Here is an 18590-nt window from a genome sequence, read left to right as displayed (position 1 = left end):
GGACGAACGTCAAAGGACGACCGTAAGGGGCGAACCGCCCAGTCGCGCGCCGCCCAGTCGGGCGCCGCTCAGTCGCGTGCCGTCAGCGTCAGCAGCGTCGCCTCCGGCGGGCAGGCGAAGCGCACCGGGGTGTACCGGTTCGTGCCGCAGCCCGCCGAGACGTGCAGGAACGAGGTCCGGCCCTCCACGGTGTGCGTGGAGAGGCCCTTCACCCGGTCCGTGTCCAGGTCGCAGTTGGTCACCAGCGCGCCGTAGAAGGGGACGCACAGCTGTCCGCCGTGCGTGTGCCCCGCCAGGATCAGCCCGTAGCCGTCCGCCGTGAACGCGTCGAGGGTGCGCAGGTACGGGGCGTGGACCACGCCCATGGAGAAGTCCGCCGACACGTCCGGGCCGCCCGCCACCCGCTCGTACCGGTCCCGCTTGATGTGCGGGTCGTCCAGGCCGGTGAAGGCCACCTCCAGATCGGGCAGCTTCAGCCGGCCGCGCGTGTTGGTCAGGTTCACCCAGCCCGCCTCGTCGAAGGCGTCCCGCATCCCCTCCCACGGGTTGTGCACGACGCGGACCGCCGGGGCGTTGCCGTTGAGGCCGTGGCGGCCCTGGGCCCTCTCCTTCAGATAGCGGGCGGGGTTGCGCAGCCGCGGCCCGTAGTAGTCGTTGGAGCCGAAGACGTACACGCCCGGGAACTCCATCAACGGGCCGAGCGCGTCCACGACCTCCGGGATCGCGTCCGTGTCCGAGAGGTTGTCGCCCGTGTTCACGACGAAGTCCGGGCGCAGCCCCGCCAGCGACTGCAGCCAGGCCCGCTTCTTGCGCTGGCCGCAGACCATGTGGATGTCGGAGACCTGAAGCACCCGCAGATCCCGCATCCCGCGCGGGAGCACCGGGATCGTCACCCGTCGGAGGCGGAACGAGCGGGCCTCGAAGCCCGCCGCGTAGACCAGTCCGGCCGCCGCCGTCGCCGTGAGGCCTGCCGTGATCTTCAGGGGGATCCCGTACCGTGCGCGCATCCCCCCATCGTCGCAGACCCGACGGAGGGAAATGCGCGGGCGGGTCGGTAGGGGCACCTGACACACTTGGGTCATGACCACGCTCAAGGCCAAGCTTCAGGACGACCTCAACGCCGCCATCAAGGAGCGCGACGAGCTGCGCTCCTCGACGCTGCGGCTCACCCTCGCCGCGATCACCAAGGAAGAGGTCGCGGGCAAGACCAAGCGCGAGCTCTCCGACGACGAGGTGCAGAAGGTGATCGCCAAGGAGGCGAAGAAGCGCCGCGAGGCCGCGGACGCCTTCGCCCAGGGCGGTCGCGCCGAGTCGGCCGAGCGCGAGAAGGCCGAGGGCGTCATCCTCGACGCGTACCTGCCGCAGCAGCTGAGCGACGAGGAGCTGGAGCAGATCGTCGCGGCGGCCGTCGCCGAGGCCACGGGCGCCGGCGCCGAGGGGCCGCGCGCGATGGGTGCCGTCATGAAGATCGTGAACCCGAAGGTCGCCGGGCGGGCCGAGGGCGGGCGCGTGGCGGCCGTCGTGAAGAAGCTGCTCGCGGACTGAGCGCCCGTACCGACGCCGCGCCCCGGCGACCGAGGGCGCCAGTAGCAACGACCGAGGGCGCCTCCCGCACGCGGGAGGCGCCCTCGCTCATGTCCTCACTTCTGCCCTACCGGCCGTTTCCGCCACCGCCGCCGTTGCCGTTTCCGCGGCCGCCCGTCCCGCCGATCAGGTCCGGTGGGATCGTGATCCCCGGGAACATGTCGTCGCCCTCGTCCCCGTCGCCCGGCTTGTTGTCGTCGCGGGGCTTGTCCTTGTCCTTGTCCTTGTCCTCCGGCTTCTCGCCGCGCGGGACCGCGATGGGCGCGAAGGACGGCGTCTCGGAGGCGCTCAGCGCCCCGGTCATCGCGATCTTCCAGATCGGGCCCGGGAGGCAGCCACCGCAGACCTTGTCGTACGTCACGCCGCCGATGACGATGTCGTACATCGACTGCTTCTCGCCGACGTCGTCACCGACCCACACCGCCGTGGACAGGTTCGGGGTGTAGCCGACGAACCAGGCGTCCTTGCGGTCGTTGGTCGTACCCGTCTTGCCGGCGTTGTCGCGGTCGCTCAGACCCGCCTTCGTACCGGTGCCGTCCTCGACGACGCCCTTCAGCATCTGGTTGATGGTGTCCGCGGTGCGCTCGCTCATCGCCCGCGAGCACTCCGTCTGAGGCACCTTCAGGCGCTCGCCGTTCGCCGTCTTGATCGACTCGATGGCGATCGGCGTGCAGTACGTGCCGCGGTTGGCGAAGGTGGCGTAGACGGCCGCCATGTCGAGCGGGGTGGCCTCGATCGCGCCGAGCGTGATGGAGGGGCTCTCCTTGACCTGCTTGCCCAGCTCCCGCTCGTACCCGACCTTCTTCGCCATCTGCACCGTCTCGCACAGGCCGGCCATCTGCTCCAGCTTGGCGAAGTACGTGTTGATGGACTTGCCGAGCGCGCTCGTCATGTCCCAGGTGCCGGTCTCGGACTTGAGCTCGTTGCCGACCTTCCAGTCGGCGTACCCCGCCGGCTTGCCGTCGCAGCGCGTGAAGGAGTCCTCCGGCACCGTGATCTCGTACCCGGAGGAGAAGCTCTGCGCCGGGCTCAGGCCCTTCTCCAGGGCGGCCGCGGCGGTGATCGGCTTGAACGTCGAACCGACCTGGAAGCCGTACGTCGTGCCGCCCATCTTGCTGCCGACGGCCAGGTTCAGCGTGGTCTCGTGCTTCTTCTGGTCCAGGCCGTACGGACGCGACTGCCCCATCGAGAGGATCTTGCCGCTGCCCGGCTGGACCTGGACCACCGAGGCGGCGACCTTGTCGTTCTTGTAGATCTTCGCGACGGCCGCCTCGTTGGCCGCCTCCTGCGCGCGCGGGTCGAGCGTGGTCCGGATGGTCAGGCCGCCCAGGTTCCACAGCTTCTGCCGCTCCTCGACCGTCTTCCCGAAGACGGGGTCGGTGAGGATCGTCTTGCGGACGTAGTCGCAGAAGAAGCCGGCGCCGTCGACGGCGGTGATGCAGCCGTTCTTCGGGCTCTTCACCTTCAGCTTGATCGGGGTGGCCTTCGCCCGGTCCGCCTCGGCCTGGCTGATGTCCTTCACGTCGGCCATCCGCTGCAGCACGATGTTGCGCCGCTTGGTGGCTTCCTGGGAGTCGTTGACCGGGTCGTAGCGGCTCGGCGACTGGACGAGGCCGGCCAGCATGGCGGCCTCCTCCAGCTTGAGGTCTGCGGCGGGCTTGGAGAAGTAGCGCTGGGACGCCGACTCGATGCCGTACGCCTGCTGGCCGAAGAAGGTGATGTTCAGGTAGTTCTCGAGGATCTTCTTCTTCCCCAGCTCCTCCTCGACCTGGATCGCGTACTTGAGTTCGCGCACCTTGCGGCCGATGGTCTGCTGGGTGGCCTGGGCGACCTTCTCGGGGTCGTCGCCGGCCTCCTCGACGAAGACGTTCTTCACGTACTGCTGGGTGAGCGTCGACGCGCCCTGCGCCACGCCACCCGACTGGGCGTTGCGGTTGATGGCGCGCAGCACGCCCTTGAGGTCGATCGCTCCGTGCTCGTAGAAGCGGGAGTCCTCGATCGCGACGATCGCCTTCTGCATGTACGGCGAGATCTTCTCGATCGGCACGACCTTCCGGTCGCGCGAGTACACGGTGGCGAGGTGGCCGCCCTCGGAGTCGAGGATCGTGGTGCGCTGACTCAACGGCGGTGTCTTGAGATTGGACGGGATTTCGTCGAATCCCTCGACCGTGCCCTTGGCCGCCAGCCCGAGCGCTCCGGCCGCGGGCAGGGCGATACCCGCCAGCACGGCTCCGGAGAGCACACTGACACCGAGGAACTTGGCGGCCTGCTGGGTCCCGGTCAGACCTCCGCCCGAGCGCTTGTTTGCCATGGGGGCAGCCTAATCCGTAGTGATGAGCGTTCCGTAGGAGCGGGGGCTTCTCGGAGCGTTCGCGTACCAGACCGTGACATCCGGAGGCAGCAGGGCCGTTGCCCCGAACGGATGCCCCGGCGGAGATCGGCGCGAGGCCGAGCCCGTCAGCGGGGCAGGGCGAGTCAGGAGAGCGGAGGGAGTGAGGCAAGCCTCGAGAGCGGCCCGCTGCGGCGGGGGAAGATGGCCGCCCAGGGGCACCCTGGTGCGCGGGCCAGAAGGCGGGCTCATCCAGGAGCGGATGCCCGTCCACGACGGGCGAGGAGGAGTACCGGTGCCGTGCCATCACATGCCGGGATTCTCCCCGCCCCCGCCCCAGCCCTGTCCCAGCCCCTGCGCACACCGGCATGAGGTGTCTACGTTCCCATTCGCCGGACACACGGACAGGCCTTGGCCTAAGCTGCTCCCAACTGTCACAGCAGTGTGGTTCTGCATCAAGACCCGGGTGTGACATCGGCAGGAATTCCCTTGACCCCGAAGCCTGGGAAACCCTGCCCGATTCCGCCCCATGCGTCACTCGACGCCCCAAGTGACTCCGTCACAGTCGGGCGAACTGTACCGGTTCGCCGGGTTCGACACGCATGTCCTCCGGTCACTCCCCTGGGTGATCTGCCGCGTACGCATAGTCCGTTCGGGCCATTCAAGATTGGGCCCGAAGGGGGTGTTGCGCTGTGCCCACCTTCCGTAACGTCACCAACTGGCAGCGGTGAATATGCCGCTACCGCCGTGGGGGAGCCTCGATTCGGGAGAGGACGGCGCCGGTATGGGCTGGGTAGCTGACTGGAGTGCGCAGGCGGCCTGCCGCACTACCGATCCGGATGAACTTTTCGTGCAGGGAGCGGCACAGAACAGGGCCAAGGCGGTGTGCACCGGATGTCCGGTGCGGACCGAGTGCCTGGCCGACGCCCTGGACAACCGCGTGGAGTTCGGCGTGTGGGGCGGCATGACGGAGCGCGAGCGCCGTGCCCTGCTGCGCAGGCGGCCGACCGTCACCTCGTGGCGGCGACTGCTCGAGACCGCGCGCACGGAGTACGAGCGGGGAGCGGGCCTGCTGCCCGTGGCGATGGAGGACGACGCGACGTACGAGGCGTACGCGGCGGTGGGCTGACCCGCCCGGCACGTCGTACGAGACGCGCGACAAGTACCACGCGTACGAGGCGCACGAGGCGTACCACGCGCACGAGGTCGGCCTACGCGGCGGTGGGTGGCACCCCCGCCGGCGTTCGCACGGCTCAGGCCGACGGCATCCGGCCCGTCCCGGCCGTGAGGCGATCGCCGATGGCCCGAAGCCCCGCGAGATCGTGTACGTCACCGGGCAGCGCGGCCACTTCCGCCACAGCCACCTCGGGGTGGAGCGCCGTGAAGCGGTCACGCGTGCGCTGTTCGCGCGCGAGCACCTGCATCCGCTCGGCATGGAGTCGGAGCAGTCCTGCGGTCACCTGCTGAATGTCGTACGGTGCGTCGTCGGCTGTGGGGGCAGCCTCGTCGTGCGAAGAACGTGCGGCGGCGGTGGCGGTGTCTGACGGCTCGGCGGATGTGGCCCGGGAGCCACGAACACCAGTCTTCCCGGCCCCCTGATCCACAATGCGCCCCTCGTCAAGATTTTCCGCGGCGGCCCGCGCACGCTCGGCCGACAGCCCGGCGGCGCCGCTGCCGTGGACGCGGTTGAGGACGAGGCCGGCCAGCGGCATCTCCTCGGCGGCCAGCCGCTCCACGAAGTACGCGGCCTCGCGCAGCGCGTCCCGCTCCGGGGTGGCCACCACGAGGAACGCCGTGCCCGGGGCCTGGAGCAGCTTGTACGTCGCGTCCGCCCGGGTCCGGAAGCCGCCGAACATCGTGTCCATGGCGGCGACGAAGGTCTGCACGTCCTTGAGGAACTGACCCCCCAGCAGCTTCCCCAGCGTCCCGGTCATCATCGACATGCCGACGTTGAGGAACTTCATCCCCGCGCGGCCGCCCATCTTCGCCGGGGCCATCAGCAGCTTGATGAACTTCCCGTCCAGGAAGGACCCGAGCCGCTTCGGCGCGTCCAGGAAGTCGAGCGCCGAACGGGACGGGGGAGTGTCGACGATGATCAGGTCCCACTCCTCGCGGGCCCGCAGCTGGCCGAGCTTCTCCATCGCCATGTACTCCTGCGTACCGGCGAAACCGGCCGACAGGGACTGGTAGAAGGGGTTCTCCAGGATCGCCCGGGCGCGGTCGGAGTCCGCGTGCGCCTCGACGATCTCGTCGAAGGTCCGCTTCATGTCGAGCATCATGGCGTGCAGTTCACCGCCGTCCGACCCCTTGATGCCCTCCACCTTTCGGGGGATGTTGTCGAGCGAGTCGATCCCCATCGACTGGGCCAGCCGGCGCGCCGGATCGATCGTCAGCACGACGACCCTGCGGCCGCGCTCGGCCGCCCGTACGCCGAGCGCCGCCGCGGTCGTCGTCTTGCCGACGCCACCCGCGCCGCAGCAGACGATGATCCGCGTCCCCAGGTCGTCGATGAGCGGATCCAGGTGCAGGACGGGCGCGGAGTCCAGCCCGTTCGCGGCGGACACGGAGTTGAGACCGCTCAGGGCGGGCGGGGACTCGGGTTCGTCCACGGCGGGTGGGGAGTCGGATCCGTCCACGGCGGGTGGGGAGTCGGATCCGTCCACGGCGGGCGAGGAGGCAGGTCCGTCCACGGCGGGCGAGGACTCGGGTTCGTCCACGGCGGGCGGGGAGTCGGATCCGTCCACGGCCGGCGCGGCTTCGACGCCGTCCACGGCCGGCACGGAGTCGAGACCGTTCACCGCGGCATCCTTCTCCGTCACGCGCCCACCCCTTGCTTCCGCAGGTCCTTCGCCAGCCGGTACAGGCCCGCGATGTCCGCCCCGTCCCCGAGGAACGGGAGTTCGTACGTCGGTACGCCGAGTCCGCGGAGCACCGCCCGCTGCTCGCGCTCCAGCTCCACCCGCTGCGCGTGCTCGCCCGCCTGCTCCAGGAGCGGCTCGACCAGCCTCGTGCCCCCGGTGATCCCCGCCGCCGCCAGCGTCCTCGCGACCGCCTCCCGGTGGTCGCCGGAGGCGGCCCGGACCGCCGCCTCGTCGAGGACGTGCGGACGCACCATGTTCACGATGACCTCGCCCACCGGAAGTCCGGCCGCCCGCAGCTCCGCGATGCCGTCCGCGGTCTCCTGGACCGGCATCTCCTCCAGGAGGGTCACCAGGTGCACCGCCGTCTCCGGGGACTTGAGCACCCGCATCACGGCCTGCGCCTGATTGTGTATCGGGCCGATCCGGGCCAGCCCCGCCACCTCGTCGTTGACGTTGAGGAAGCGGGTGATCCGGCCGGTCGGGGGCGCGTCCATGACCACGTGGTCGTACGTGTACCCGCCGTGCTTCTCGCGCCGGCGGACCGCCTCGCACGCCTTGCCGGTCAGCAGCACGTCCCGTACGCCCGGCGCTATCGTCGTCGCGAAGTCGATCGCGCCGAGTTTCTTCAGGGCCCGGCCCGCGCTGCCCAGTTTGTAGAACATCTGGAGGTAGTCGAGGAGCGCGCGCTCGGCGTCGATGGCCAGCGCGAACACCTCCCCGCCGCCCGGTGCGACGGCGATCTTGCGCTCCTCGTACGGAAGGGCCTCCGTCTCGAAGAGTTGTGCGATGCCCTGTCTGCCTTCGACCTCGACGAGAAGGGTGCGCTTGCCCTCCGTCGCGAGGGCGAGCGCGAGGGCGGCGGCGACCGTCGTCTTACCGGTACCGCCCTTGCCGCTGACCACCTGGAGCCTGCTCACGTCTTCGAGCCTAACCACTGCCGCGCCGCCCTAAGCAGGAGGTGTGTGTGGCAGCGGATACAGTCGGCTCCATGACCAAGTGGGAATACGCGACCGTGCCCCTTCTCGTGCACGCGACGAAGCAGATTCTGGACACCTGGGGCGAGGACGGGTGGGAGCTCGTCCAGGTCGTTCCCGGACCGAACAACCCCGAGCAGCTCGTGGCCTACCTGAAGCGGGAGAAGTCCTGATGAGCGGCGCCGTCGAGGCGAAGCTGGCCGAGCTGGGCCTGACCCTGCCGGAGGTCGTGCCTCCGCTGGCCGCCTACCAGCCGGCCGTGCAGTCCGGCGCGTACGTCTACACCTCGGGCCAGCTCCCGATGGTGGCGGGCAAGCTTCAGCTGACCGGCAAGGTCGGTGGCGAGGTCACCGCCGAGGAGGCCAAGGAGCTCGCGGCCACCTGCGCGCTGAACGCGCTCGCGGCCGTGAAGTCGGTCGCCGGTGACCTGGACCGGATCAAGCGGGTCGTGAAGGTCGTCGGCTTCGTCGCCTCGGCCCCCGACTTCACCGGGCAGCCGGGCGTCGTCAACGGCGCCAGCGAGCTGCTGGGCGCGGTCCTCGGCGACAAGGGTGTGCACGCGCGCAGCGCGGTGGGTGTCGCGGTGCTGCCGCTTGACGCCCCGGTCGAGGTCGAGGTCCAGGTGGAGCTCGTCCAGGACTGAGGCCTCGTACGGGGACTGGTTCGCCCGACTCCGTACGACTCCGTGTGAAGAGAGCCGGTTCTCCCGTCCAGGGTGAATCGGCTCTCGTGCGTAGGAGTCGTTGCGCATACCATCCGGCCATGCCGAATGGTCAGTGGTACCCACCGGAATGGCCCGACCGCATCCGCGCCCTTGCCGCGGGCGAGCTCACCGCCGCGACACCCAAGCGGGCGGCCACCGTCCTGCTGCTGCGCGACGGCGCCGAGGGGCCGAGCGTCCACATGCTGCGACGGCGCGCCTCCATGGCCTTCGCGGGCGGTGCGTACGCCTATCCCGGTGGCGGAGTCGATCCGCGGGACGAGCACCTCGTGCGCTGGGCCGGCCCCTCCCTGGAGAGCTGGGCCGAGCGCCTCGGCGTCACGGGTACGGAGGAGGCGCAGGCCATCGTCTGCGCGGCCGTGCGGGAGACGTACGAGGAGGCGGGCGTCCTCCTCGCCGGGGAGACCGCCGATTCCGTGGTCGGTGACACGACGGGTGACGAGTGGGAGAAGGACCGGGAGGCGCTGGTCGCCCGCGAGCTGTCCTTCGCGGACTTCCTCGACCGGCGCGGCCTGGTGCTGCGGTCGGACCTGCTGGGCGCGTGGGCGCGGTGGATCACGCCGGAGTTCGAGCCCCGGCGGTACGACACCTGGTTCTTCGTGGCCGCCCTTCCGGCCGGTCAGCGCACCCGCAACGCCTCGACCGAGGCGGACCGCACGGTCTGGATCCGCCCGGCGGAGGCGGCGGCCGGGTACGACCGGGGCGAGCTGATGATGATGCCGCCGACGATCGCGACCCTGCGGGGCCTCGAGCGCTTCGGCACGGCCGCCGAGGCGCTGGCCGCGGCGAGGGAGCAGGACCTGACTCCCGTACTCGCGCAGGCGCGGCTGGACGGTGACGCGGTGATCCTGAGCTGGCCGGGCCACGACGAGTTCACCAAGCACATCCCGGCGGGGCCGGCCGGAGGTGCGCGATGAGCGACGCCGCCGCGCTGCCCGGACAGCCCCGGGGCGGGGTCCTCTCGGGTCCCGCGACCGAGCGCGCCGTCAACGTCCTCGCGCCGAACCCGTCCGCGATGACTCTCGACGGCACCAACACCTGGATCGTCTCCGAGCCGGACTCCGACCTCGCCGTCGTGGTCGACCCGGGCCCGCTCGACGACGGCCATCTGAAGCATGTCGTCGAGACCGCGGCGAAGCTCGGCAAGCGGGTCGCGCTCACCCTGCTGACGCACGGACACCCCGACCACGCCGAGGGCGCGGGCCGGTTCGCCGAACTGACGGGCACGCACGTACGGGCCCTGGACCCGGCCCTGCGGCTCGGGGACGAGGGACTCACCGACGGGGACGTCGTCACCGTCGGCGGCCTGGAACTGCGGGTGGTGCCGACGCCCGGCCACACCTCGGACTCGCTCTCCTTCCATCTCCCCGCGGACCGAGCCGTCCTGACGGGCGACACGATCCTCGGCCGCGGCACGACGATCGTCGCCCACCCCGACGGGCGGCTCGGGGACTATCTGGACTCGCTGCGGCGGCTGCGCTCGCTCACGGTCGACGACGGGGTCCACACGGTGCTCCCGGGTCACGGCCCGGTCCTGGAGGACGCGCAGGGCGCGGTGGAGTTCTACCTGGCCCACCGGGCGAGCAGGCTCGCCCAGGTGGAGACGGCCGTCGAGAACGGCCACCGGACCGCGCAGGAGGTCGTCGCGCATGTGTACGCGGACGTGGACCGCACGCTCTGGCCGGCCGCCGAGCTGTCGGTGCGGGCGCAGCTGGAGTACCTGCGGGAGCGCGGCCTGATCTGACGTACGCCCCCGACCCCGCCTCCCCCTGGGGCCTCTGCGTGCTTTACGCTCCGTTTACTTCTGGCCGTAGTTCTCGGGGGGAACGCCCGTGTTCGTCATATCCATCCTGTTGCTCATCGCCGCGGCGGTGCTCTTCTTCGTCGGTCGCGCCCAGGACACCCGTGGGCTGAAGCTGGGTGCCCTCGGAGCGCTCATCGCCGGTGCCTTCGCGATGCTCGGCTCCACGCTCTACGTGGTCAGCGCGTACGAGGTCGGTGTCCCGGTCGCCTTCGGCAAGGTCGGTACGCCCATGACCTCGGGCATGCACGTCAAGTCGCCGTTCACGAACGTCACGACGTTCTCCACCCGCCCCGTCGACCTCAACCTCTCCGACAAGGACGTGGTCGAGGTCCGCTCCTCGCAGGGCGGCGTGATGGAGGTCGAGGTGACCGTGAAGTGGGCGGTCACGCCGGCCAAGGCGGTCGAGCTGTACCGGCTCGCGGGCAGCGAGGAGGCCATCCAGCAGCGCCTGGTCTACCCCGACAGCCGCGAGATCGTCCGCAACGTCTTCGCGCGCTACACGAGCGAGCAGGGCTACGCCACGGACCGCGAGAAGATCAACGCCGAGATCGGCACGCTCATCAAGGAGCGGCTGGCCCCGCGCGGGATCGACGTCACCGCCGTCAACTTGCGCAATGTGAAGCCCTCGGCAGCCCTGCAGGACCAGATCGACCGCAAGATCCAGCAGCAGCAGGCGACCGAGCGGGCCACCGAGGCCTCCCGTACGGCCAAGGCGGAGTCCGACCGGCGCCGTATCGAGGCGGAGGGCATCGCCCGCGCCAACAAGATCCTGAACGAGTCGCTGACCGACAAGGTCCTGATGAACCAGTGCATCGACGCGTACAAGGAGGCCGCGGCGAAGAACCCGGTCTACGCGGTGCCCTGCGGCAGCGGCAGCGGGAACCCGCTGATCGTGGACGGTACGAAGCGGTAGTCCGCCTCCCGTACGTACGAGAAGGGCCGCCCCGGTTCGACCGGGGCGGCCCTTCTCGTACGTACGGGACTGCGCGCTTCCTACCGCGAGCGCTTCGCGAGGCGTTCCACGTCCAGCAGGATCACGGCGCGGGCCTCCAGGCGCAGCCAGCCGCGCTGGGCGAAGTCCGCCAGGGCCTTGTTGACCGTCTCGCGGGAGGCGCCGACCAGCTGGGCGAGCTCCTCCTGGGTCAGGTCGTGGACGACGTGGATGCCTTCCTCGGACTGCACACCGAAGCGGCGCGACAGGTCGAGGAGCGCGCGGGCGACACGGCCCGGAACGTCCGAGAAGACCAGGTCGGACATCTGGTCGTTGGTCTTGCGCAGCCGACGGGCGACCGCGCGCAGCAGGGCGGTGGCCACCTCTGGGCGGGCGTTCAGCCAGGGCTGGAGGTCGCCGTGGCCCAGGCCCAGCAGCTTGACCTCGGTCAGCGCGGTCGCGGTGGCGGTACGCGGACCCGGGTCGAAGAGCGACAGCTCACCGATGAGCTCACCGGGGCCGAGGACGGCCAGCATGTTCTCCCGGCCGTCGGGCGAGGTGCGGTGGAGCTTCACCTTGCCCTCGGTCACCACGTACAGGCGGTCGCCGGGGTCGCCTTCGTGGAAGAGCGCGTCGCCACGGGCGAGCGTCGCTTCACTCATCGAGGCGCGCAGCTCCGCGGCCTGCTCGTCATCGAGCGCCGCGAAGAGCGGGGCGCGCCGCAGAACGTCGTCCACGAGTTCTCTCCTATGTCGACCTGCTCAGGGGACCTTGATCCCATGATGCCGGACGTACAAAACAGTGCGATCAATCACAACAAGTTTGACGTACCGAACCACCCCTCCGTACGTCAGGGCCCCGATTGGGTCGTGATCGGCCGTGCCCGGGGCGGATGTCGGTGGTGGCGCTTAGGCTGGCCGGGTGTCCAACTCGCCGGTGAGAGCGCAGGCCAAGGGGGCTGGAAGAGTGTCGGCCAAGGGTTATTCCGCTGTGGGCGAACAGGGTGCGCCGAAACGGGCGAATGCCGCAAAACGCCCAGTGAAGGCCACGTCCACGTCGGCCCCGAAGGCTTCCGAGTCCGCGGCCAAGGCCACGGGATCGGGTGGGAAGCGGGGTGCGAAGTCGGCCGTGAAGCCGGGTGCGGCGCCGGAAGCGAAAGCCGCGAAGCGGACTCCCGCATCCACGAAACCCGCGAAACCGGAATCCCGGCTCGCGATGGTCCGCAGGGCCCGGAAGATCAACCGGGAGCTGGCCGAGGTCTATCCGTACGCCCACCCCGAACTGGACTTCCGGAACCCCTTCGAGCTGCTCGTCGCCACGGTCCTCTCCGCCCAGACCACCGACCTGCGGGTCAACCAGACCACCCCCGCGCTCTTCGCGAAGTACCCGACCCCCGAGGACCTGGCCGCCGCCGTCCCCGAGGAGGTCGAGGAGCTGATCCGGCCCACCGGCTTCTTCCGCGCCAAGACCAAGTCGATCATGGGCCTCGCGACGGCCCTCCGGGACGACTTCGGGGGTGAGGTCCCCGGCCGCCTCGACGACCTGGTGAAACTGCCCGGAGTGGGCCGCAAGACCGCGTTCGTCGTCCTCGGCAACGCCTTCGGTGTGCCCGGCATCACCGTCGACACCCACTTCATGCGCCTCGCCCGCCGCTGGAAGTGGACCGAGAGCGACGACCCGGTCAAGATCGAGGCGGAGATCGCCGCGATCTTCCCGAAGGCCGAGTGGACGATGCTCTCGCACCGGGTGATCTTCCACGGCCGCCGGATCTGCCACGCCCGCAAGCCCGCCTGCGGCGCCTGCCCGATCGCCCCGCTCTGCCCGGCGTACGGAGAGGGCGAGACCGACCCGGAGAAGGCGAAGAAGCTCCTGAAGTACGAGAAGGGCGGCTTCCCCGGCCAGCGACTGAACCCGCCCCCGGACTATCCGGGCCGCCCGGCCCCACCCGCCCCCGGCGTGGCCCCAGGGGCCGAGGAGGCCGCCGAGTGAGCCCAGGGAGCCAGGCCATGAGGGAACGAACCCAGACACCGACGGCGTTGTGAACCACGGGGGTGCCTATGACGCGCACTGAAGAGACCGAAGCGACCGAAGAGACCGCGGCACACGCCGAGGCGCACACCGAGGCCCCGACCCACGGCGTCGGGACCGGCGGCCTGCTGAGCCGGAACGGCCTGCCGGACTGGCTCGCCCCCGTCGACCGTGCCGCCCGCGTCGTCGCGCCCGAGCAGCTCAGTCGCTTCCTGCCGCCCGCGAGCGGCGCCGGCCGCCAGTCCGCCGTCCTCATCCTCTTCGGCGAGGGCGAGCGCGGACCCGAGCTGCTGCTCATGGAGCGTTCCGGCTCCCTGCGCTCGCACGCCGGGCAGCCCTCCTTCCCCGGCGGCGCCCTCGACCCCGAGGACGGCGCCCCGGCCGACGGCGGCCTGCTGCGGGCCGCGCTGCGCGAGGCCGAGGAGGAGACCGGGCTCGACCCCTCCGGCGTCCAGCTCTTCGGCGTGCTGCCCCAGCTCTACATCCCGGTCAGCGGCTTCATCGTCACCCCCGTGCTCGGCTGGTGGCGCACGCCGTCCCCGGTCGGGGTCGTCGACCCCGCCGAGACCGCCCGGGTCTTCACCGTCCCCGTGGCGGATCTCACGGACCCCGCGAACCGCGCGACCGCCGTCCACCCCAGCGGTCACCGGGGCCCCGCATTCCTCGTCGCATCCGCTCTGGTCTGGGGATTTACGGCCGGAGTGATCGACAGGCTGCTCCACTACGCGGGCTGGGAGCGGCCCTGGGACCGGGCCAGGCAGGTCCCACTGGACTGGCGGTCATGACAGGCTGACCTGCGGGGCCGGGGCGACCGAAGACGAATCTGCGAGGCTATTGACGGTGAACGTGCTGGACATCTTGTTGCTGCTCGCCGCCGTGTGGTTCGCGGTCATCGGGTACCGCCAGGGTTTCGTGGTCGGCATCCTGTCGGTCGTCGGCTTTCTCGGCGGCGGCCTCGTCGCCGTCCTGCTGCTCCCGGTCGTCTGGGACTGGCTGACGAACAACTCGCAGGTCTCCACCACGGCGACGGTCGTCTTCGTGGTCGTGGTCATCGTCTGCGCCTCGGTCGGCCAGGCGTTCACCACCCACCTCGGGAACAAGCTGCGCCGGCACATCACCTGGTCTCCCGCGCGCGCCCTGGACGCCACCGGCGGCGCGCTGGTCAACGTCGTCGCGATGCTGCTGGTCGCCTGGCTGCTCGGCTCGGCACTCGCCAGAACCTCCATGCCCACGCTGGGCAAGGAGGTGCGCAACTCCAAGGTGCTCCTCGGCGTCGAGCAGGTGATGCCCGATCAGGCGTCCGCGTGGTTCTCGAACTTCACCTCGACTCTCGCGCAGAACGGCTTCCCGCAGGTCTTCAGCCCGTTCGCCAACGAGCCCATCACCGAAGTACGGCCCCCGGACCCGGCGCTCGTCGGCAGCCCGGTCGCCGCCCGGGCCCAGCGCTCCATCGTCAAGGTCGTCGGCACGGCGCCGAGCTGCGGCAAGGTCCTCGAAGGCACCGGCTTCGTCTTCTCCGACCGCCGCGTCATGACCAACGCCCATGTCGTCGGAGGCGTCGACGAGCCGACCGTCCAGATCGGCGGTGAGGGCAAGTTGTACGACGCGAAGGTCGTCCTCTACGACTGGCGGCGCGACATCGCCGTCCTGGACGTGCCGGACCTCGACGCCGAGCCCCTGCGGTTCACCGACGAGGACGCCCGCAGCGGAGACGACGCGATCGTCGCGGGCTTCCCCGAGAACGGCTCGTACGACGTCCGCTCGGCGCGCGTCCGGGGCCGTATCAACGCCCCCGGTCCGGACATCTACCACCGCGGCGAGGTGCGCAGGGATGTCTACTCCCTGTATACGACGGTCCGTCAGGGCAACTCCGGCGGCCCGCTCCTCACCGCCGACGGCAAGGTGTACGGCGTGATCTTCGCCCGCTCGCTCGACGACCCGAACACCGGTTACGCGCTGACGGCCGACGAGATCCGCGACGACATCGCCCAGGGTCGCGCGGCCACCCAGCAGGTCGACAGCCAGGGGTGCGCGTTGTAGGTGCCGACCGAGTGCCGGTCGGGTGCGAGTCGAGCGCGGGACGTCGGCGCGCACGCGAGCGGGTGCGTTTCGTAGCCGAACGGACGAGTACGGTCAGTCCCGGAGGTCAGTCACGGGTGTGCCTGAGCCGCGCGGAGACCCAGCGGGCCCGGCGGCGCAGAATGCGCGGGATTCCGATCCCCTCCGCGGTATGAGAGCGGCCCTGCTCCTGCGGACCACCTCTCTCATGCGTGCCCGGCCCAGCGGTCGAGCGGCGGTTGCGTGCTGTGTCACCGTAGTCGTGCGTCCAGCCCATACCCCGACGTCTGCCCGGGGCCCAAGGTCGGTAACCGCCCAGGAGCCCGCCAATTGGAGTATGCGCCGGGCACATGGCCGTTCGTCGAACGGGAGTCCGGTCAGCGGTCGGGCTCGGGGTCCTTGAGCCAGTTGATGAGCTCCGTGGAGAACGCCACCGGGTCCTCCTCGTGGGGGAAGTGCCCCAGCCCGTCGAAGAGTCGCCAGCGGTACGGCGCCTCCACGTACTCGCCGGAGCCCGCCGCGCTGCGCGTGCGCATCGCCGGGTCCATCGAGCCGTGCAGGTGCAAGGTGGGTACCCGCACCGGGCGCTTCATACGCCGGTTGAACTGGATTCCGTCCGGCCGCGCCAGGGACCGCACCATCCACCGGTACGGCTCGATCGAGCAGTGCGCGGTCGACGGGATGCACATCGCCCGGCGGTACACCGCGAGCGCCTCCTCGTCCGGCAGCCCGGGGCCCGACCAGTCCTCGATCAGCTTCCCCACCAGAGCCGCCTCGTCCGCGACGAGCTGACGCTCCGGCAGCCAGGGGCGCTGGAAGCCCCATACGTAGGAACCGGCGCGCGACTGCGAGAAGTCGGAGAGCATCGCCGAACGCCAGCGGCGCGGGTGCGGCATCGAGGAGACCGCGAGCCGGCGGACGAGCTTCGGCCGCATGACGGCCGCGGTCCAGGCGAGATAGCCGCCCAGGTCGTGTCCGACCAGCGCCGCGTCCGGCTCGCCGAGGGAGCGGACGACGCCGGTGATGTCGAGCGCCAGGTTGGCGGGGTCGTAACCCCGGGGCGTACGGTCGCTGCCGCCCACGCCCCGCAGGTCCATCGCCACGGCCCGGAAGCCCGCGTCGGCGAGAGCGGGCAGCTGGTGGCGCCAGGTCCACCAGAACTGCGGGAAGCCGTGCAACAGCAGCACGAGCGGCCCGTCACCCATCTCGGCGATGTGGAAGCGCGCACCGTTGGCGGCCACGTCGCGGTGGGTCCAGGGGCCTTCGATCCGTACGGGACTGCCGCTGCCGTTGCTGCTCTCGGGGACGGTCATGCAGACGAGCGTCCCACAACAACGGCCTTGTCCTGGACCGTGCCGGGCAGTGCCGCCCGTTCGGGGCGCGGGTGCGGCTTGGCGTTCTGCAGGACCGCGGCCGTCCGCTTGGCCGAGTTGATGGACTTCTCCGGCTTCTTGACCTTCTTGAACTTGGCGTAGGCCAGCAGCCCGAGCAGCCCCGCGAGCAGGACGTTGGCGGCGAAGGAGAACAGGAAGCACCAGGCGAGGTTCCAGCCGCCCTCACCGTTGTGGCCGCCGGTCCAGGCGTTGATGCCGTACGCGAGCGCGAAGCTCAGCATCGGCAGCGAGAAGAGGAGCACCGTGGCGGCCGTCACGCCGGCGGCGCCGCCCATCGCCCCCCGCTTGACGTCCTGTCGGATCTCGGCCTTGGCCAGGGCGATCTCGTCGTGCACCAGCGCGGACATCTCGGCGGTCGCCGAGGCGACCAGCTGACCGAGGCTGCGCTCGGTTCCGTCGATCGGGTCGCTCATCGCTGCTCCCTCTTCTCTTCTACGGTCCGACCTCAGATCATGCCGGACTGTCGCCGCCATCGCGCGATGCCCCCGCCAGTTGGGCGCGCTCACGGTGCTCGGCGGCCTTCTTCTCGTAGATCTCGGCCATGCGCAGGTGGTACGCCGGGTCGTCCTGCTCGTACATGTCGGGGATGCCGTCGTGGTCGTCGTCGCGCTCCTCCTCGGCGCACAGCGCCTGGTACCTGCGGACCCGCAGCTTGAGCAGGACCGTGGCGAGCAGGGCCGCGATCAGCGAGCCGATCAGGACGGCTGCCTTGACCTCGCCGGTCAGGGCCGCGTCGCCCTCGAAGGCCAGCTCGCCGATGAGCAGCGAGACGGTGAAGCCGATGCCGGCGAGGGCGGCCACGGCGAAGACGTCGCCCCAGGCCAGGTCCTTGTTGAGCTCCGCCTTGGTGAAGCGGGCGGCCAGCCAGGTGCCGCCGAAGATGCCGACCGCCTTGCCGACCACCAGGCCGAGGACGACACCGAGGGTGACGGGCTGGGTGAAGACGTCGGTCAGCGAGTCTCCGGTGACCGCGACCCCGGCCGAGAGCAGCGCGAAGAGCGGGACGGCGAGCCCGGCGGAGAGGGGGCGGACCAGGTGCTCGATGTGTTCGCCGGGGGAGTGGTCCTCACCTTCCTTCCGCGTGCAGCGCAGCATCAGGCCCATGGCGACACCGGCGATGGTGGCGTGGACGCCGCTGTTGTACATCAGGCCCCAGATGACCAGGGCGAGCGGGACGTACACGTACCAGCCGCGGACGCCCTTGCGCAGCAGCAGCCAGAAGACGGCGAGACCGGCGACGGCGCCGCCGAGGGCGGCGAAGTTCAGGTCGCTGGTGAAGAAGACCGCGATGATCAGGATCGCGAACAGGTCGTCGACGACGGCGAGTGTCAGCAGGAAGGCACGCAGCGCGGACGGCAGCGAGGTGCCGATGACGGCGAGCACGGCGAGCGCGAAGGCGATGTCGGTGGCGGTGGGGACGGCCCAGCCGTCCATCGAGCCGCCGCCGACGGCGTTCGTCAGGACGTAGACGAGCGCGGGCGCGGCCATGCCGCAGAGGGCGGCGACGACGGGGAGCGCGGCGGCCTTGGGGTCGCGCAGCTCGCCCGCGACGAGCTCGCGCTTGAGCTCGATGCCGGCGACGAAGAAGAAGATCGCGAGGAGGCCGTCGGCCGCCCAGTGCTGGAGGGAGAGGTCGAGCCCGAGGGCCGCGGGGCCGATGTGGAAGTTCCGTACCGACTCGTAGCTGTCGCCGAGGGTGTTCGCCCAGACGAGTGCGGCGATGGCGGCCACGAGGAGGAGCACGCCGCCGACGGTCTCGGCGCGCAGCGCGTCGGCGAGGAAGCGCCGTTCGGGCAGCGACAGACGGCCGAGGAAGGTGCGATCGGTCGGGGTGGGCGCGGGCACGGCAAGCAACCTCCGGTCGGTTTGGGCAGGGCGAAGCACATGCCGACCAGACTTCCCGGCG

General features: G+C 70.6%; 19 protein-coding genes. 10 read left to right on the top strand and 9 right to left on the bottom strand.

The window, feature by feature from the left end:
- Positions 1-68: 68 nt before the first annotated feature.
- Complete coding sequence (locus tag ACFYV5_RS13915; protein WP_355113276.1) at positions 69-1007, bottom strand: metallophosphoesterase; 939 nt, start codon at positions 1005-1007, stop codon at positions 69-71.
- 73 nt (positions 1008-1080) lie between these two features.
- Between ACFYV5_RS13915 and ACFYV5_RS13910 the strand changes: the two genes are divergently transcribed.
- Positions 1081-1545 (top strand): GatB/YqeY domain-containing protein, encoded by a 465-nt coding sequence (locus tag ACFYV5_RS13910; RefSeq protein ID WP_389168217.1) that lies wholly within the window; start codon positions 1081-1083, stop codon positions 1543-1545.
- Between the two features lie 106 nt (positions 1546-1651).
- Here the strand turns inward: ACFYV5_RS13910 and ACFYV5_RS13905 are convergent, their stop codons facing one another.
- A complete protein-coding gene (locus ACFYV5_RS13905) occupies positions 1652-3895 on the bottom strand; it encodes a transglycosylase domain-containing protein (RefSeq protein ID WP_389168215.1) in 2244 nt (747 codons plus the stop codon).
- A gap of 802 nt (positions 3896-4697) precedes the next feature.
- On the opposite strand from ACFYV5_RS13905, the gene ACFYV5_RS13900 reads away from it, so the two are divergent.
- A complete protein-coding gene (locus tag ACFYV5_RS13900) occupies positions 4698-5042 on the top strand; it encodes a WhiB family transcriptional regulator (RefSeq protein ID WP_026058363.1) in 345 nt (114 codons plus the stop codon).
- A 124-nt stretch (positions 5043-5166) separates the two neighbouring features.
- On the opposite strand, the gene ACFYV5_RS13895 is transcribed toward ACFYV5_RS13900, so the two are convergent.
- Together ACFYV5_RS13895 and ACFYV5_RS13890 are read right to left on the bottom strand one after the other, a co-directional pair.
- The gene (locus tag ACFYV5_RS13895) at positions 5167-6477 is read right to left on the bottom strand and encodes an ArsA family ATPase (RefSeq protein WP_389168919.1); all 1311 of its coding nucleotides are present in this window, start codon (positions 6475-6477) and stop codon (positions 5167-5169) included.
- Between the two features lie 251 nt (positions 6478-6728).
- Positions 6729-7691, bottom strand: a complete 963-nt coding sequence (locus ACFYV5_RS13890; protein ID WP_355113269.1) for an ArsA-related P-loop ATPase — start codon at positions 7689-7691, stop codon at positions 6729-6731.
- Between the two features lie 71 nt (positions 7692-7762).
- On the opposite strand from ACFYV5_RS13890, the gene ACFYV5_RS13885 reads away from it, so the two are divergent.
- The 5 genes from ACFYV5_RS13885 to ACFYV5_RS13865 all read left to right on the top strand — a co-directional run bounded on the left by ACFYV5_RS13885 (position 7763) and on the right by ACFYV5_RS13865 (position 11186).
- Positions 7763-7921, top strand: coding sequence for a DUF4177 domain-containing protein (locus tag ACFYV5_RS13885; protein WP_017947820.1), 159 nt, complete (start codon positions 7763-7765; stop codon positions 7919-7921).
- Complete coding sequence (locus ACFYV5_RS13880; RefSeq protein ID WP_355113267.1) at positions 7921-8391, top strand: RidA family protein; 471 nt, start codon at positions 7921-7923, stop codon at positions 8389-8391. The genes ACFYV5_RS13885 and ACFYV5_RS13880 overlap by 1 nt, the downstream gene beginning before the upstream one ends.
- Before the next feature lie 119 nt (positions 8392-8510).
- On the top strand, positions 8511-9386 hold the full coding sequence (locus ACFYV5_RS13875; RefSeq protein WP_389168212.1) for an NUDIX hydrolase: 876 nt from the start codon (positions 8511-8513) through the stop codon (positions 9384-9386).
- The gene (locus tag ACFYV5_RS13870) at positions 9383-10213 is read left to right on the top strand and encodes an MBL fold metallo-hydrolase (RefSeq protein ID WP_389168210.1); all 831 of its coding nucleotides are present in this window, start codon (positions 9383-9385) and stop codon (positions 10211-10213) included. The genes ACFYV5_RS13875 and ACFYV5_RS13870 overlap by 4 nt, the downstream gene beginning before the upstream one ends.
- Positions 10214-10301: 88 nt before the next feature.
- Positions 10302-11186, top strand: coding sequence for a prohibitin family protein (locus ACFYV5_RS13865; RefSeq protein ID WP_389168208.1), 885 nt, complete (start codon positions 10302-10304; stop codon positions 11184-11186).
- Positions 11187-11266: 80 nt separating this feature from the next.
- On the opposite strand, the gene ACFYV5_RS13860 is transcribed toward ACFYV5_RS13865, so the two are convergent.
- On the bottom strand, positions 11267-11941 hold the full coding sequence (locus ACFYV5_RS13860) for a Crp/Fnr family transcriptional regulator (protein ID WP_015034542.1): 675 nt from the start codon (positions 11939-11941) through the stop codon (positions 11267-11269).
- Positions 11942-12170: 229 nt separating this feature from the next.
- Here ACFYV5_RS13860 and nth point away from each other — a divergent pair, with 229 nt between their 5' ends.
- From nth to ACFYV5_RS13845, 3 genes are all read left to right on the top strand, one after another.
- Complete coding sequence (gene nth, locus ACFYV5_RS13855; RefSeq protein ID WP_389168205.1) at positions 12171-13193, top strand: endonuclease III; 1023 nt, start codon at positions 12171-12173, stop codon at positions 13191-13193.
- A gap of 68 nt (positions 13194-13261) precedes the next feature.
- Positions 13262-14017 (top strand): CoA pyrophosphatase, encoded by a 756-nt coding sequence (locus ACFYV5_RS13850; RefSeq protein WP_355113256.1) that lies wholly within the window; start codon positions 13262-13264, stop codon positions 14015-14017.
- Between the two features lie 55 nt (positions 14018-14072).
- The gene (locus ACFYV5_RS13845) at positions 14073-15272 is read left to right on the top strand and encodes a MarP family serine protease (RefSeq protein WP_389168201.1); all 1200 of its coding nucleotides are present in this window, start codon (positions 14073-14075) and stop codon (positions 15270-15272) included.
- A 106-nt stretch (positions 15273-15378) separates the two neighbouring features.
- Here the strand turns inward: ACFYV5_RS13845 and ACFYV5_RS13840 are convergent, their stop codons facing one another.
- The 4 genes from ACFYV5_RS13840 to nhaA all read right to left on the bottom strand — a co-directional run bounded on the left by ACFYV5_RS13840 (position 15379) and on the right by nhaA (position 18529).
- Positions 15379-15567 (bottom strand): hypothetical protein, encoded by a 189-nt coding sequence (locus tag ACFYV5_RS13840; RefSeq protein ID WP_355113252.1) that lies wholly within the window; start codon positions 15565-15567, stop codon positions 15379-15381.
- 100 nt (positions 15568-15667) lie between these two features.
- The gene (locus ACFYV5_RS13835) at positions 15668-16603 is read right to left on the bottom strand and encodes an alpha/beta hydrolase (RefSeq protein ID WP_355113250.1); all 936 of its coding nucleotides are present in this window, start codon (positions 16601-16603) and stop codon (positions 15668-15670) included.
- On the bottom strand, positions 16600-17097 hold the full coding sequence (locus ACFYV5_RS13830; RefSeq protein WP_389168196.1) for a phage holin family protein: 498 nt from the start codon (positions 17095-17097) through the stop codon (positions 16600-16602). Before ACFYV5_RS13830 ends, ACFYV5_RS13835 begins: the two co-directional genes overlap by 4 nt.
- 37 nt (positions 17098-17134) lie before the next feature.
- Positions 17135-18529 (bottom strand): Na+/H+ antiporter NhaA, encoded by a 1395-nt coding sequence (gene nhaA, locus ACFYV5_RS13825; protein WP_389168193.1) that lies wholly within the window; start codon positions 18527-18529, stop codon positions 17135-17137.
- Positions 18530-18590 lie beyond the last annotated feature (61 nt).

Origin of the sequence: Streptomyces sp. NPDC003035 (genome assembly GCF_042888285.1) — a bacterium.
Classification (GTDB): Bacteria; Actinomycetota; Actinomycetes; order Streptomycetales; family Streptomycetaceae; genus Streptomyces.
Note: the sequence above shows the minus strand (reverse complement) of the source record. Positions and strands in the feature narration are given on the sequence as shown.